The sequence below is a fragment of the Bradyrhizobium jicamae genome (genome assembly GCF_018130695.1).
Classification (GTDB): domain Bacteria; phylum Pseudomonadota; class Alphaproteobacteria; order Rhizobiales; family Xanthobacteraceae; genus Bradyrhizobium; species Bradyrhizobium jicamae_B.
Genome location: NZ_JAFCJX010000039.1, coordinates 17,212 through 31,610, shown reverse-complemented (window position 1 = coordinate 31,610; position 14,399 = coordinate 17,212). Strand labels below are relative to the sequence as shown.

Below are 14,399 nucleotides of genomic sequence, written 5' to 3'. Positions count from 1 at the left end.
TCGATTAGTTGGTCGACGGCTCGAACATGCATTGCAGCGTCGGCTTGGCGATCCTGGTGAAGGTCGGGCCGATCTCGGACTGCTTGGATGCCGGCACCCACTCGTTCTCGATGGTCGGCACGCCGGTCTCGCTGATGCCGCGCAGCAGCGCCTCGCGCAGATCATGGTCTTCGACGGTGGCGGCCGCATAATCATGCAGACACGTGCAGACGGCTTCGGGATGCGCCCAGCGCCCAACCATATGTGGCGCGCAGAGGCGCACGAACTCGCCACGCGGGTCAGGCAGCTTCTTGAAGAAGGTACGGAATTGAATCGGCTGGACTGGCTGGGACTCCGCCTGGGCTGTGCCTGCGAGGACGAACACGGCAAGCAGCGCGGCGGAACAGATGCGGAGCAACTGGGACAAGGTGCTGTCTCGCCGCTGGATTACTTGGCAGCAACCAGCAGCGGCGCAGCGCCTGCGATCGGCGCGCCATTATAGGCGAAGGTGCCCACACCCGGGAGATTGTCCACCGAACCCGCCATCGTCGGGCCGGCCATCAGGAAGGCGAAGGCGAGGATGAAACTGATGGTCCGCATTTGACTGTCTCCGGTGTTGCTGCCGGCGTCCCCGCCGTTTTGTTGGCAATTTGATAACCAACCGCCGTTTCCACTGATCTGCGCCAAAAGGGGAAAATGGTTTCGTCGGGCCGAGGAATTATTTCGTCGCCGGGTGCCGCACGAAACATTGACCAAAAAAGCCGAATGATTTCAGTGAACGGCCCGCTCCGCGGAACCGTTCGGCTACTGGCCAGACACCGCGGCCATATCCGGCGCAGGCGTCACGATCGGCGATCCGCAATAGGTGAAGGTGCCGATTCCCGGCATGTCCCGATCGGCATTGCCGGCCAGCGACGGGCCGGTCAGCGACAGAACCAGGGCGATCACAAATGAGAAGGCGCGCATCTCAAGTCTCCATCGAGCATTTGCCCGTGAGACACAGCGACGCGATCCGCGGTTCGAGCGCTGTCTCTGTTTTTTAACAATCCTCTGCTGAAAAGAGAACGCAGTGCAGCAAGACGGCGATGAACCGGTCTCCGGTTGACGTCGTCTCAAAGGGCGCGCACCGTGCAACCAATTCGGTCGGTCGCACGTTGTTCGTCTCCTATCCAATGAAGGATGACCGTCGTGGGCAATGGCAACATCGGTGTTGGCAATTCATCCGCGTCCCACAAGCCTGGCCAAACCCAGATGGCGGGCGCGATGTCGCAACAGGGCACCTATGTGATGGGCGACAATGAATGCGCCCCACAAAAGCTGGTTCGGCTGGTCGGGTGCCGCGATTCCAAGGTCCGCCCGGAAAAGGCAGCCGGTACCACGCGTCAGCGGCAGTTCGGCCAAACTCAACGCTAGCTCGTGGCATGCGTGAGTTTGGCCGGGTAACACCCTGCACCAGCTATCGAATGAACTCGCCGCACTTCTGCACGTTGGTCTCGCTTGCCCCCCAGGGCATGATCGGGACCGACGAGGTCGAGTTTTTCGGCGAGCCCTCGATCAGCCTGTCCGAATAGACCATGTAGACCAGCACGTTGCGCTTGGCATCGCAGCCGCGGACGATCTGCATCTTCTTGAAGAACAGCGAGCGGCGCTTGCTAAACATGTCGTCACCCTGGCTCATCTTGTCCTTGAAGTGGATCGGCCCGACCTGCCGGCAGGCCAACGAGATATCAGACACTTCCTCGGCCAATCCCAACCAGCCCTTGAAGCCGCCCTTCTCCGGCACCGTGAAATGGCAGGCGACGCCATCGACCTCGGGGTCATCGACGCCATAGGTCGCGAGCTTGTCGTTCGGACTGAGCAATTTGAACACGGTTGAGCGGCGGAAGATCAGGTCCGGCTCGTCGGCCGCGACAGCAGGCGCCGCCTGCCCCAGCGTCACAACGAGAAGCAGTAGCGACACCCCCCACCGAGACAGAAGATTGACGTCACACAGGCTCACACTTCTCGTCATAAAAGTCTCCGTTGGCGGGTGCCGCCTATGTAGTGCGCAAAAGCCTCACAGGAAGGCTCGCGGCCGTCTGCGACCGCGGGGCTTTAACCTTATGTGAGGCTTTTTTGCTACGCTTTCCGCGAAAATCACCAGATCACGTAAGGGTTAGAGGCCTTATTCTGGTGAACGTTTTTGGCGTCTGCGACAACCAATCGATAGTTGGACTTGGGATTCGAGAAGACTTGGGATTCGGGAAGAACTTGGAATTCGAGAAGATTTGGGATTCGGGAATATGCGCGTGAGCGGGCGTCGGAATTCGATTTTTGATGTTGCGAATGAGCGGTTTTGGCAGATTGCAATTCTGACGGCGGCCGGCACGCTTGGCGTGTCCTCGCAGGCCGATGCTGCGTTGTATTATTGGGGCGATAGCGACTCCAGCTACTACCGCCCCTACGAGCCGGCCCAGGCGCCGAAGCGGCAGAAGGCGCGCCGCAATCAGGCGAAGAAGGAAGCTCCGGAGAAGGAAACCAGCACCAAGCCGCAGGGCGCGCTGATCATCGCCGTGTCGATCGAGCAGCAGCGCGTGCGGATCTACGATTCCAACGGCCTGTTCGCCGAGAGCCCGGTATCGACCGGCATGAAGGGTCACTCGACCCCGATGGGTGTGTTCAGCATCATCCAGAAGCACAAATTCCATCACTCCAACATCTATAGCGGCGCGCCGATGCCGTACATGCAGCGCATCACCTGGTCGGGTGTCGCGATGCACGCCGGCGTGCTGCCCGGCTATCCCGCGTCGCATGGCTGCATCCGCATGCCGATGTCGTTTGCGATGAAGATGTGGAATTGGACCAGGATGGGCGCGCGCGTCATCGTCACACCCGGCGAGATGACTCCAGCCAATTTCTCGCATCCGCTGCTGGTCACCCAGAAGGTCACGCCGCAGCCGGTCGCCGACGATCTGCTCAAGCAGGACGCGCCGTTCGGGACCAAGAGCGACAAGGGCGTCGAGCCGAAACCCTCGACCGAAAATCTTGAGCTGCGCCCGTCCGTCGGTCATGCCGCGGCCCAGTGCTCGCTGCGTGATAACACCCACACCGCGGATGCCAGCGGCGCGATGCCCGCAGCCAGCGCCTCCGTGATGTCCGATGCCTCGCCGGCGGCCGGAAAATTGGACGAGGCCGCAAAGCCGGTTGAGGCAAAGTCTGTCGCGGCGAAGCCGGAGAGCGTGGCAGCCCCCGGCAAGAGCGAGACCGCAGCGACCGAGGCCAAGCCCGCCGAGGCAAAGTCTGCCGACACGGCCAGCACCGAGACAAAGCCCGGGGTTTCCGCAAACGACGCCGCCAAGGCGGAAGCCAAGGCCGACGAGTCCAAGGTTGAAGCGCCCAAGGCTGATGTCGCCAAGTCCGACGTGCAGAAGGCTGATGCCGCCAAGGCCGCCGATAAGCCGGCCGAGACGGTGAAGGCTGCCGACACACCGGCCGCCGCAGCGCCGGATGCCAAGAAGGACCCGGCCCGCCTGCCCGGCCTTGCGAAGACCGACGCACCGAAGCGCACCGGCCAGATCGCGGTGTTCATCAGCCGCAAGGATTCCAAGCTCTATGTGCGGCAGAATTTTGCGCCGCTGTTCGATGTGCCCGTGACGATCGCCGCCAGCGACCGCCCGCTCGGCACCCATGTGTTCACCGCCGAAGCCGACAAGGCCGACGCCAATCTGCTGCATTGGTCGGTCGTCACGCTGCCCGCGCGCAATGCCGCGCGCGTCGACGACGAGGAGCGTTCGTCGCGCCGCCGCAAGGTTGCCGCTGCGGCGCCCGTCGAGGTCAAGGCCGCGCCGGTTGCGAACAGCCCGGCGGAAGCGCTCGACCGCATCACGATCCCCGCCGACGCGATGGCCCGGATCACCGAAGCGCTCGGCACCGGCGGCTCGATCATCATCTCCGACCAGGGCATCAACCAGGGCGAGACCGGCGAAGGCACCGACTTCATCGTCTCGCTGCGCTGATCGGTATCCCCGCCATAACGGGGTGTTGAAGCTCGCTCCTTGCACAATGGATTATGATCCTCCGGCATCGCTTCGGGGGATGACGATGATTGATCGCAGGACGCTACTCGTCACGGGACTTGCCGCCGTAATCGTGCCGTCAGGCGCGGCGCCGCTCCGCGCGCAGGTCAGCCGGATCACCGCTTACGCATTCTCGTTCCCGGCCCTCGAGGGCGGCGACATCCGTCTCGCCGACTACACCGGCCGTCCGATGCTGATCGTGAACACCGCATCGCTGTGCGGCTTCACGCCGCAATATGCCGGGCTGCAGGAGCTCTGGAGCGAGTTTCGCAGTCGCGGCTTTGTCGTCATCGGCGTGCCCTCGAACGATTTCGGCGGCCAGGAACCCGGCGGCGCCGCCGAGATCGGCGAGACCGCGCATCACCAATACGGCGTCACGTTCCCGATCGCGGCCAAGGCCGTGGTCAAGGGATCGAACGCGCATCCTTTCTACAAATGGGCGGCGGAGGCGCGGCCAAAGGATGTTCCGCGCTGGAACTTCCACAAATACCTGATCGGCCGCGACGGCTACATCGCCGAGGTGTTCCCGGAGTCGGTTGCGCCGGATGATACGCGGGTCAAGACGGCGGTCGGCCGCGCGCTGGCAGACTCCTGAGAAATCAACGGAGTAATCCACGGAATTAACGCGTTCGCTAATGATTTGGCGACCAAACACGCACCCTCGCTGCCTTGGCGGCAGCCGGCCAACTAGGGTACCATCGGTTGGGGTGGAAGGCGTCCCGGCACGGACACGGCTGGGAATGGACCGGGTTTAAGGGATCAACATCATGCGTATTGCGGCAGGTCTGATTTTCGCAAGCACGGTTTCGCTGCTGGCATCGAGCGCAGCCTGGGCCCAGACGCCCGCCGCCAAGGGGGCGCCTCCGGCACCGGCCGCTGCCGCCAAGGGCGCGGCGCCGGCGGCGACACCTGCCGCAGCTCCCGCGGCCGCCCCCGCTCCGGCCGCCGCGGCAGCACCCGTGCCGCCGCAACAGCCGCCGCAGCCGGCGCGCGCCGCCTGCAACACACCGGGCGCGCTCGGCGTCGGCCGCACCGTCGAGATCGACACCACCGGAGGTCCCGGTTTCGGCTTCGAGCACTTCAAGCAGCTCGACTTCCTGCGCGACCATGAGGTGGTGCTGACCTTCGACGACGGCCCGTGGCCTGTGAACACGCCTGCCGTGCTGAAGGCACTGGCGGATGAATGCACCACCGGCATCTTCTTCCCGATCGGCAAGCACGCCACCTATCACCCCGAGATCCTCAAGCAGGTCTACGCCGCCGGCCACACCGTCGGATCGCATACCTGGTCGCATGCCAATCTGAACAACAAGAAGCTGACCGAAGACCAGAAGAAGGACGAGATCGAGCGCGGCTACGCCGCGGTGAAATGGGCGCTCGGCGTCTCGCCCTCGCCGTTCTTCCGCTTCCCGGCGCTGCAGCATCCGCCGGAGATGGTCACCTATCTCGGCGAGCGCAACATCGCGATCTTCTCCTGCGACCTCGACTCCTTCGACTTCAAATCGAGCACCTCGCAGAAGGTGATCGAAACCGTGATGAAGAAAGTCAACAAGCTCGGCAAGGGCATCATCCTGATGCACGACTTCCAGAAGCACACCGCGGAAGCGCTGCCCGAGCTGCTGAAGCAGCTGAAGGCCGGCGGCTACAAGGTGGTCGCGATGCGCGCCAAGTTCCCGGTGACGGTGCTGCCGCAATACGAGCAGGAACTCGCCAAGGACGTGAAGCTGCCGACCGTGAGCTCGCGCCCGGTCAACAGTGTCGTCACCACGGTGAACGAGTAGACGTCGTCCACGACGAGACCGCGCCGGTGCTGCGTTTCGAGGGCTTTGTCATCGTTTCCGCCGATGGCCGATTGGCCAACGAGCGCAACGTCATGCCACGCGAGCTGAAGATCGAGGGCGACAAGCGCTTCTTCACCGCAGCCCTCGACCGTGTCGATCTCATCGTGCACGGCCGCCCTTCGCAGGAAGAGCAGCCGAACGCGCCCAGGCGTCGGCGCGTCATCCTGACGACCAAGGTTGCGACGTCAGCGCCAGATCCATCCAATCCGAAGGCGCTGCTGTGGAATCCCGCAGGCTGCCCGTTCGACGTGGCGGCGCGCGAGGCCGGTGTCGCCTCCGGCACCGTCGCGATCATCGGCGGCCCCCGGGTCTTCGACATGTTCATGGACCGCTACGACGTGTTCTGGCTCTCGGTCGCATCGCGCGTCCACCTGCCCGATGGCGAACCGTGTTTTCCAGGTGTCCCTGCCCGCTCACCGCGGGAAATTCTGGCGTCGCACGGCTTGCGCGCGGGCGAGCCGCAGCTGATCGACGCCGAGCATGACGTCAGCGTCACGCCGTGGCGGCGGGTGGCATAAGCCTCATCTACCAATCGCATAGCGAGGCGGCGCACCACCGCGACGATTGGCAAACTTTGCCATATCTGTTATGCTGCCCCAGAATACGGAGCAGAGAGACATGCCCACGCGCAATATCAGCCTCACCGACGAGCAGGACGCGTTCGTCGAAAAGGTTGTGAGAACCGGCGAGTACCAGAATGCTAGCGAAACGGTGCGCGACGCACTCCGCGCCCTGCAGCAACGTCGCCGGGAGGACGCGTTGAAACTGAAGGTTTTGCGCGCCCAGATCAAGGCCGGTGTCGATGCACTTGATCGCGGAGACTTCGTCGAAGTGGACGATGCCGAACTTGACAACTATCTCGATAGATTGACGACTCCCTCCGATACCCGCTGATTGGATGGCGCGCTTCCGCCTTTCAGCCTTGGCGCAAGACGATCTTGCCCAAATTCTCGTCGTCAGCGCTGAACGGTGGGGGCCTGAAGGCAGACGCCGTTATGCGGCTGTCCTGGCGGCAGCGATGCGCAAAGTCGCGGCTGAACCGAACGGTGCCGCGACACGTGCTCGCGCCGACTTGTCAGGGGCGGTTCGGAGTTTTCATCTTCGACATGCGGGTATCGGCAGCAGCAAGATCAGGGTGAGAAGGCCTGTGCACGTTCTCTTTTACCGTGTCGTTCGGCCAGGCCTCGTCGAGATCGTAAGAGCTCTCCACGAGCGCATGGAGCCAAGCCGGCACTTGGGTGTGGAGCCTGAAGAATGAGGTGCTGAGGCGTGTTCAGCACCGCCTCTGAAGGATGCTGCGCGTCGCCAGGCGAACCACGAGGCCCGACGGGTGGCCTCGTCCTTCGAGACGCTTGCTTCGCAAGCTCCTCAGGATGAGGAGCAAAAACCGTCTATGACGCGATCAGGCTACACATCCCCATACGCCGGCTCGGCATTGCGCGGGCCGCGGCCGTAGCCGGCGATGATGAAGAGCGCGCCGATGATCGACAGGTTCTTCAGCGCAGCGATCAGGTTCGCCTGATTGTCGGGGGCGGCCTGATTCCAGAAATCGTGGAAGTAGAAGGTTGCCACGCAGACGAAGATGATCAAGAGAATCGCAAAGAAGCGGGCGAGGAAGTTCAGCGCGATCATCAGCCCCGCGAGGATCTCGAATACGCCGACGGCGATCGTGAGGATCTGGAAGAACGGCATCCCCGCCATGGTCTGCAGTTGCTCGGTATACGGTGCCACCAGAGCGGGGATCGTCACCTTGGCCTCGATCATGCTTGCGGTGCCGGGAATTCCGAGCAGCTTGGTCGCCCCCGAATAGATGAACAGCACGGCGAACAGAACTCGCCCGAAAGTCACGAACGCTGGCATGGGGACGGCCTCATGGGATGGCGGGAAAAGCAACGACGGGAGCGAGAACGATTATGGTCGTTCCGCTCCCGCCGATCAAATCGAATCCATCTTGCCGGGGAACCGCGGCCGACTTAAGCGAACAATGTCGGCTGCGCCCGTCCTGCGCGTTCCTGCGCTTCGACCGCGGCAACCGCCGTCATGTTGAGCACACCACGCGCGGTGACCCCGGGCGTGAGGATGTGCGCCGGACGCGCCGGGCCGATCAGGATCGGTCCGACCGGCAGCGCATCCGCCAGCGACTTGATGGTCTGGTAAGCGATGTTGGCGGCATCCAGCGTCGGCATGATCAGGATGTTGGCCTCGCCTTCCAGCGACGATTGCGGCAGCACCAGGCGCCGCGCTGCCGAGGACAACGCGGTGTCGGCCTGCATCTCGCCGTCGGCCTCGATCTCCGGATGCCGCTCCTTCAGAAGCTGCGTCGCGCGGCGCATCTTGCGCGAGGAGTCGGTGTCGTAGCTGCCGAAATCGGAGTGTGACACGAAGGCGATCCGCGGCTTGAAGGTGAAGCGCTGGGCGTGGAGCGCCGCAAGCGAGGCCACCTCCGCCAGTTCCTCGGCACTCGGATTCGGGCGCACCTGGGTGTCGGCGATGAAATAGGCGCCCTTGCTGGTGATCAGCAGCGCCAGCGCCGCATACTCGCTCACCCCCGGCTGGAAGCCGATGATCTCGCGGACATGGCGCAGATGGCTCATGTAGCGGCCCTCGACGCCGCACAGCATGGCGTCGGCCTCGCCGCGATGCACGGCGAGCGCTGCGATCACGGTGTTGTTGGTGCGGACCACGGTGCGCGCCGCTTCCGGCGTCACGCCGCGCCGGCCGGCGACGTCGATATAGGACTGCACATAGGAGCGATAGCGCGGATCGTCCTCGGGATTGACGAGGTCGAAGTCGCGCCCGGCCTTGATCGACAGGCCGAAGCGCTTCAGCCGGGTCTCGACCACCGACGGACGGCCGACCAGGATCGGCCGCGCCAGCTTCTCCTCCAGCACGACTTGCGTCGCGCGCAGCACGCGCTCGTCCTCGCCCTCGGCGTAGATCACGCGGACCGGCTGGGCCTTGGCCTTGGCGAACACCGGCTTCATGGTGAGGCCGGAGCGGAACGCGAAGCGTTGCAGCCCGGCGCAATACTCGCCGAAATCCTTGATCGGCCGCGTCGCGACGCCCGATTCCATCGCGGCCTTCGCCACTGCCGGCGCGATGCGCAGGATCAGCCGTGGATCGAACGGGCTCGGGATCAGCGAGCCCGGGCCGAAGCCTTGCGTCTCGCCGGTCTCGAAGCCGTGGGCCACCGCATCCGACGGCGGATCGCGCGCCAGTTGCGCGATCGCCTCGACCGCGGCGTGCTTCATCTCCTCATTGATCGCGGTGGCGCCGACATCGAGCGCGCCGCGGAAGATGAAGGGGAAGCAGAGCACGTTGTTGACCTGGTTCGGGAAGTCCGAGCGCCCCGTGCAGATCATCGCGTCCGGCCGCGCCTGGCGCGCCTCCTCCGGCATGATCTCCGGCACCGGATTGGCCAGCGCCATCACCAGCGGCTTGTCGGCCATCTGCTTGACCATCTCGGGCTTCAGCACGCCGGGTGCCGACAGGCCGATGAAGATATCCGCGCCGGGAATCACGTCAGCCAGCACGCGCGCGTCGGTCTTCTGGGTGTAGACCGCCTTCCAGCGGTCCATCGTGGTGTTGCGGCCCTCATAGACCACACCGTCGATATCGCAGACCCAGATGTTCTTGCGCTGCGCGCCCATCGAGACCAGCAGATTGAGGGTCGCGATCGCCGCCGCACCGGCACCCGACGTAACGATCTTCACATCGGAGAGCTTCTTGCCGTTCAGCAGCAGCCCGTTGACGATCGCGGCGGCGACGATGATGGCGGTGCCATGCTGGTCGTCGTGGAACACCGGGATCTTCATGCGCTCCTTGAGCTGCGCCTCGATCTCGAAGCATTCGGGGCCGCGGATGTCTTCCAGGTTGATGCCGCCGAAGGTCGGCTCCAGCGCCTCCACGGTCGAGACCACGCGGTCGATCGTGTCGGCCTTGATCTCGATGTCGAACACGTCGATGCCGGCGAATTTCTTGAACAGCACCGCCTTGCCTTCCATCACCGGCTTGGACGCCAGCGGGCCGATATTGCCGAGGCCGAGCACGGCGGTGCCGTTCGAGACCACCGCGACCAGATTGGCGCGGGCGGTATACAGCGCGGCATCCCCCGGATTCTTGGCAATTTCAGTGCAGGCGGCGGCGACGCCGGGCGAATAGGCCAGCGCCAGGTCGCGCTGGTTGGCGAGCGGCTTGATGGCCTGGATCTCGAGCTTACCCGGCCGCGGCAGGCGATGATAGGCAAGCGCCGCGTTATGCAGTTCTTCAGACGATGACGACATGCGGGCTCCCCACGTTTCCGACCCTGAAGTCTTGTTCTATGCTAGTCCAAGAGAGGTCAGTATTCCGGCAAATCGAGCCGGATGTGAAGCACGCCCAACCACTTGGATGCAACATCCGATAACACTCCCTTCAACAAGCCACGGCAAGCCATTCATCAAAGCCCACCCTTTCCCCGATCGTCCGGCCGGGAAAAAGCAATTTTATTCTCTGCATGATCCGGAGCTGACCGAATGAAGAAAATCCTGCTCGCCCTGGTCGCGGTGGCCATCGTCGCGGTCGGCGGCTTTTTCGGCTTCAACCTCTATGTGCAGCAGCGGGTCAAGGCCGAGGTCGAGGCCGCCTTCGAGCAGGTCCGCAGCCGGGGCGGCAAGGCAAGCCACGGCCCCGTTTCGTTCGATCTGTCCAGGCGCACCGTCGTCATCCCTGACATTGCCATGGAGCTGGCGACAGAGCCGCCGCTGATCCTGAAGGCGGCCAATCTCATGGCGAGCGGCGTCAGCCAGCCCGACACGACACGCTTCTCCGCCGACAGCATCGAGGCCACCGACGTCGAGCTCGACTATGCGATCGCCGGTCAGGCCGCCCTGAAGATCAACTACAAGGCGCCGAAGATCGCGATCAAGGACTATTCCGGGCCCGCCGGCCAGACCGTGCCAACCCAGATGTCGGCGATCGACATCTACCGTTACGGCTTCGAACAGTTCGCGAAGATGTCGTTCAGCTCGGTCACGATTCCGAGCATTGCCGCCACGTTCAATACGGGGTCGGGAACGCCGGGCGGCGGCGAGTTCACCTATTCCGACCTCGCCATGCGCGACGTCAAGAACGGCAAGATCGCCAGCATGACGGCCGGCCACGCGCTCTACACGATGCGCATGCAGGCGGCCGCGGGCAAGGCAGACAAGCTCACGGGCGACCTCGCCAATCTCTCCGCAGAGGACATCGACCTCTCAACCCTCGCCGCTGTCCTGGATCCGCAGAAGGCCGGCGACGACACTTATCACCGGACTTACGGAAAAGTGTCGGCCGGGCCCTATCTGGTCACGTCCGATCTCGGCATGCGCATGCGCATCGAGAAGATCTCCGCTGATGAGATCGGGATTCGTCCCTCGAAACTGCAGATCGGCACGCTCACGGCACTGATGCCGCAGCCCGGCGGTCGGCCTCCGACGCCGGCGCAGGTGCGCGCTTTGGTCGGGAAGGTCGCCGACATCTATGACGGCATCCGGATGGTCAATGCGGAAATGCGCGGCACCTCTGTGGAGCTGCCGGAAGGTCCGTTCAAGATGTCGGCGCTGCGCTACAGCCTGGACAACGGCCAGGGCGACTTTGTCATCGAAGGCGTCGACGGCCGCTCTCCGAAGGGCGCGATCAAGCTCGACCGTTTCACGCTGAAGGCGCTCAATGCGCCGAACTTCATGCGCCTCGTAGCCCTTTATTCCGATCCGCTGCAGCGGCCGCCGCCCGAGCAGGCGGTCGCCCTGCTCCGCGTGATCGAGGGCGCCGAGGTCAAGGGCCTCGCCGCGCCCTACAACGACACCAACAAGCCTTTCAACGTCGACACGTTGAGCCTGAGTTGGGGCCAGTTCGTCGGATCGATTCCGAGCCAGGCGCATTTCATCGCGAAAGTGGTCATGCCCACCGACGCTGCTCAGTCGGCGCAGCGGCCGCTGATCGCGGCGGGGATCGACAAGCTTGCGCTGAATGTCGATCTCGGCGCCGGCTGGACCGAACAATCCGGCGCCTTCGTGGTCGCACCCGCGACCATCGATATCGGCAATGTGCTGCAGGCGTCCGCCCGCATTTCGCTCGCCAACGTGCCGCGCGGGGTGTTTTCGGCCAATGTCGCCCAAGCTGCGACCATGGGCGCGCAAGTCGAGGCCGGCACGATCGAGCTCACCTTGCGTGATGCCGGCGGCGTCGATCTCGCGGTGGCGCAATTTGCCCGCGGCCAGAACGTCGACCGTGACACCGCGCGCCGTGCGATCATCGAAGCCATCAAGAGCAACGGCGAGCAGATTGCGGCAAGCAATCCCGATACAGCAGCCGTTGTGCAGGCATTGGTCCGCTTCGTCGAAACTCCCGGGCAGACGCTGGCCCTCAAGCTGACGCCACGCGCCAAGGTACCGGCGCTTCAGCTCGTACAGCTGTTCAAGAGCGACCCGGAGCAGGCGCTCGCGCAATTCCGGATCGAAGCTTCGACCGGACTTTGACTGAGAGTTGGACTCGCGGAGGGTCCCCTCACCCGGATCGCATCTAAAGATGCAATCCGGCCTATCCCCGCGGGCGGGGAGAGGCGAAGACGATCACTTGTTCGGCAAATTGGTCCGGATGTGCAGCTCGCGGAGCTGCTTGGTCGTGGCCTCCGACGGCGCGCCCATCAAGAGGTCCATGGCCTGCTGGTTCATCGGGAACAGCGAGATCTCGCGCAGATTCGTCGTGCCGCAGAGCAGCATGACAATGCGGTCGACGCCGGCCGCCATGCCGCCATGCGGCGGTGCACCGTACTGGAACGCACGGTACATGCCGCCGAAGCGGTCGACCACTTCCTGCTCGCCATAGCCAGCAATCTCGAACGCCTTCACCATCGCTTCCGGCACGTGGTTGCGAATACCACCGGAGGCGATCTCGTAGCCGTTGCAGGCGATGTCGTACTGGAACGCCTTGATGGTGAGCGGGTCCTGGCCCTTCAGCGCATCGAGGCCGCCCTGCGGCATCGAGAACGGGTTGTGCGAGAAGTCGACCTTCTTGTTCTCCTCGTCATACTCGTACATCGGGAAATCGATGATCCAGGCGAGTTCGAACCGGTCCTTGTCGATCTGGTTCAGCTCCTCGCCAAGCTTGGTGCGCGCAAGACCAGCGAATTTCCAGAACTTCTCGGGATCGCCGGCGACGAAGAAGGCGGCATCGCCCTCCTTGAGGCCGAGTTGCGTGCGGATCGCCGCGGTCCGTTCCGGCCCGATGTTGTTGGCCAAGGGACCCGCGCCCTCGCCGGCCTCGCGCCACATGATGTAGCCGAGACCGGGCTGGCCTTCGCCTTGCGCCCACGAGTTCATGCGGTCGCAGAAGGCACGCGAGCCGCCGCCCGTGCCCGGGATCGCCCAGACCTGGTTCTTCGGGTCTTCCAGCATCCGCGCGAACACCTTGAAGCCGGAGCCGCGGAAGTGCTCGGAGACCTCCTGGATCACGATCTTGTTGCGCAGGTCGGGCTTGTCGGAACCGTATTTGCGGATCGCCTCGGCGAACGGAATGCGCGGCCAGTTCTTCGTGACGGGCTTGCCCTTGGCAAAGTCTTCAAAGACGCCCGTGATCACGGGCTCCATGGCCGCGAACACGTCGTCTTGGGTCACAAAACTCATCTCGACGTCGAGCTGGTAGAACTCGCCCGGCAGGCGGTCGGCGCGCGGGTCCTCGTCGCGGAAGCAGGGCGCGATCTGGAAGTAGCGGTCGAAGCCCGACATCATCAAGAGCTGCTTGTACTGTTGCGGCGCCTGCGGCAGCGCATAGAACTTGCCGGGATGAATGCGCGACGGCACCAGGAAGTCGCGCGCGCCTTCCGGCGACGACGCGGTCAGGATCGGGGTCTGGAATTCGAAGAAGCCCTGCTCCTTCATCCGCTTGCGCATGGAGTCGACGATGGCGCCGCGGGTCATGATGTTCTGGTGCAGCTTGTCGCGACGCAGGTCGAGGAAACGGTACTTGAGCCTGATGTCCTCAGGATACTCCTGCTCGCCGAACACCGGCAGCGGCAACTCGGCCGCCGGGCCTAGCACCTCGATCTCCTTGATGTAGACCTCGACCATGCCGGTCGGCAGTTCCGGATTGTCGGTGCCCGCGGGGCGGCGGCGCACCTTGCCGTCGATCCGCACCACCCACTCCGAGCGGAACTTCTCGACCTCGGCGAATGCCGGCGAGTCCGGGTCGGCCACGCACTGGGTGATGCCGTAATGGTCGCGCAAATCGACGAACAGCACGCCGCCATGGTCCCGGACACGGTGGACCCAGCCGGACAGCCGGGCCGTCTGGTCGATATCGCTCTCTCGGAGCGCGCCGCATGTGTGTGACCGGTAGCGATGCATAGTCGTTCCAAAACTGATGTCGGTGGGGAATCAGACCAGGCCAAAGTGGCCTATCCGAAGTTGCCGAGGGTTTACCCGACGAGACCGGAGGCGGCAACCAAGGGAACGACGGGTTTCACCCCGAAACCGCAGATTTTCGGCCGTTTTGGCGCGAAGCGTTT

At 63.9% G+C, this 14,399-nt stretch carries 15 protein-coding genes; 8 read left to right on the top strand and 7 right to left on the bottom strand.

Translation table 11 applies throughout. The annotated features are described in order from the left end of the window. Positions 1-4: 4 nt before the first annotated feature. From JQ604_RS36780 to JQ604_RS36770, 3 genes are all read right to left on the bottom strand, one after another. On the bottom strand, positions 5-313 hold the full coding sequence (locus JQ604_RS36780; protein WP_349631184.1) for a hypothetical protein: 309 nt from the start codon (positions 311-313) through the stop codon (positions 5-7). Positions 314-426: 113 nt separating this feature from the next. Further along, positions 427-579: a hypothetical protein gene (locus tag JQ604_RS36775; protein ID WP_212365630.1), complete on the bottom strand. Its 153-nt coding sequence runs from the start codon at positions 577-579 to the stop codon at positions 427-429. 204 nt (positions 580-783) lie between these two features. Then, a complete protein-coding gene (locus JQ604_RS36770) occupies positions 784-945 on the bottom strand; it encodes a hypothetical protein (protein WP_212365629.1) in 162 nt (53 codons plus the stop codon). Between the two features lie 213 nt (positions 946-1,158). On the opposite strand from JQ604_RS36770, the gene JQ604_RS36765 reads away from it, so the two are divergent. Next, a complete protein-coding gene (locus JQ604_RS36765) occupies positions 1,159-1,392 on the top strand; it encodes a hypothetical protein (RefSeq protein ID WP_212365628.1) in 234 nt (77 codons plus the stop codon). Between the two features lie 43 nt (positions 1,393-1,435). On the opposite strand, the gene JQ604_RS36760 is transcribed toward JQ604_RS36765, so the two are convergent. Then, positions 1,436-1,990 carry a CreA family protein gene (locus tag JQ604_RS36760; protein WP_212365627.1) on the bottom strand — a complete coding sequence of 185 codons (555 nt, stop codon included), beginning with the start codon at positions 1,988-1,990 and terminating at the stop codon, positions 1,436-1,438. Positions 1,991-2,261: 271 nt separating this feature from the next. Between JQ604_RS36760 and JQ604_RS36755 the strand changes: the two genes are divergently transcribed. The 6 genes from JQ604_RS36755 (at position 2,262) to JQ604_RS42240 (ending at position 7,133) form a co-directional block, all read left to right on the top strand. Next, the gene (locus JQ604_RS36755; protein WP_212365626.1) at positions 2,262-3,974 is read left to right on the top strand and encodes a L,D-transpeptidase; all 1,713 of its coding nucleotides are present in this window, start codon (positions 2,262-2,264) and stop codon (positions 3,972-3,974) included. An 85-nt stretch (positions 3,975-4,059) separates the two neighbouring features. Beyond that, on the top strand, positions 4,060-4,629 hold the full coding sequence (locus JQ604_RS36750; protein ID WP_212365625.1) for a glutathione peroxidase: 570 nt from the start codon (positions 4,060-4,062) through the stop codon (positions 4,627-4,629). Positions 4,630-4,801: 172 nt separating this feature from the next. Further along, the gene (locus tag JQ604_RS36745; RefSeq protein ID WP_212365624.1) at positions 4,802-5,815 is read left to right on the top strand and encodes a polysaccharide deacetylase family protein; all 1,014 of its coding nucleotides are present in this window, start codon (positions 4,802-4,804) and stop codon (positions 5,813-5,815) included. A gap of 29 nt (positions 5,816-5,844) precedes the next feature. Then, a complete protein-coding gene (locus tag JQ604_RS36740) occupies positions 5,845-6,393 on the top strand; it encodes a dihydrofolate reductase (protein WP_212365692.1) in 549 nt (182 codons plus the stop codon). A 100-nt stretch (positions 6,394-6,493) separates the two neighbouring features. Then, positions 6,494-6,769 carry a type II toxin-antitoxin system ParD family antitoxin gene (locus JQ604_RS36735; RefSeq protein ID WP_212365623.1) on the top strand — a complete coding sequence of 92 codons (276 nt, stop codon included), beginning with the start codon at positions 6,494-6,496 and terminating at the stop codon, positions 6,767-6,769. Positions 6,770-6,773: 4 nt separating this feature from the next. Further along, positions 6,774-7,133, top strand: a complete 360-nt coding sequence (locus JQ604_RS42240; RefSeq protein ID WP_212365622.1) for a type II toxin-antitoxin system RelE/ParE family toxin — start codon at positions 6,774-6,776, stop codon at positions 7,131-7,133. Positions 7,134-7,282: 149 nt separating this feature from the next. On the opposite strand, the gene JQ604_RS36725 is transcribed toward JQ604_RS42240, so the two are convergent. Both JQ604_RS36725 and JQ604_RS36720 read right to left on the bottom strand, forming a co-directional pair. Continuing rightward, complete coding sequence (locus tag JQ604_RS36725; protein ID WP_212365621.1) at positions 7,283-7,735, bottom strand: DoxX family protein; 453 nt, start codon at positions 7,733-7,735, stop codon at positions 7,283-7,285. A 113-nt stretch (positions 7,736-7,848) separates the two neighbouring features. Beyond that, entirely contained in the window at positions 7,849-10,158 is a 2,310-nt protein-coding gene (locus JQ604_RS36720) for an NADP-dependent malic enzyme (RefSeq protein ID WP_212365620.1), read from the bottom strand. A gap of 231 nt (positions 10,159-10,389) precedes the next feature. Between JQ604_RS36720 and JQ604_RS36715 the strand changes: the two genes are divergently transcribed. Then, positions 10,390-12,372 (top strand): hypothetical protein, encoded by a 1,983-nt coding sequence (locus JQ604_RS36715; protein WP_212365619.1) that lies wholly within the window; start codon positions 10,390-10,392, stop codon positions 12,370-12,372. A 93-nt stretch (positions 12,373-12,465) separates the two neighbouring features. On the opposite strand, the gene aspS is transcribed toward JQ604_RS36715, so the two are convergent. Continuing rightward, entirely contained in the window at positions 12,466-14,238 is a 1,773-nt protein-coding gene (gene aspS, locus JQ604_RS36710; protein ID WP_212365618.1) for an aspartate--tRNA ligase, read from the bottom strand. Positions 14,239-14,399 lie beyond the last annotated feature (161 nt).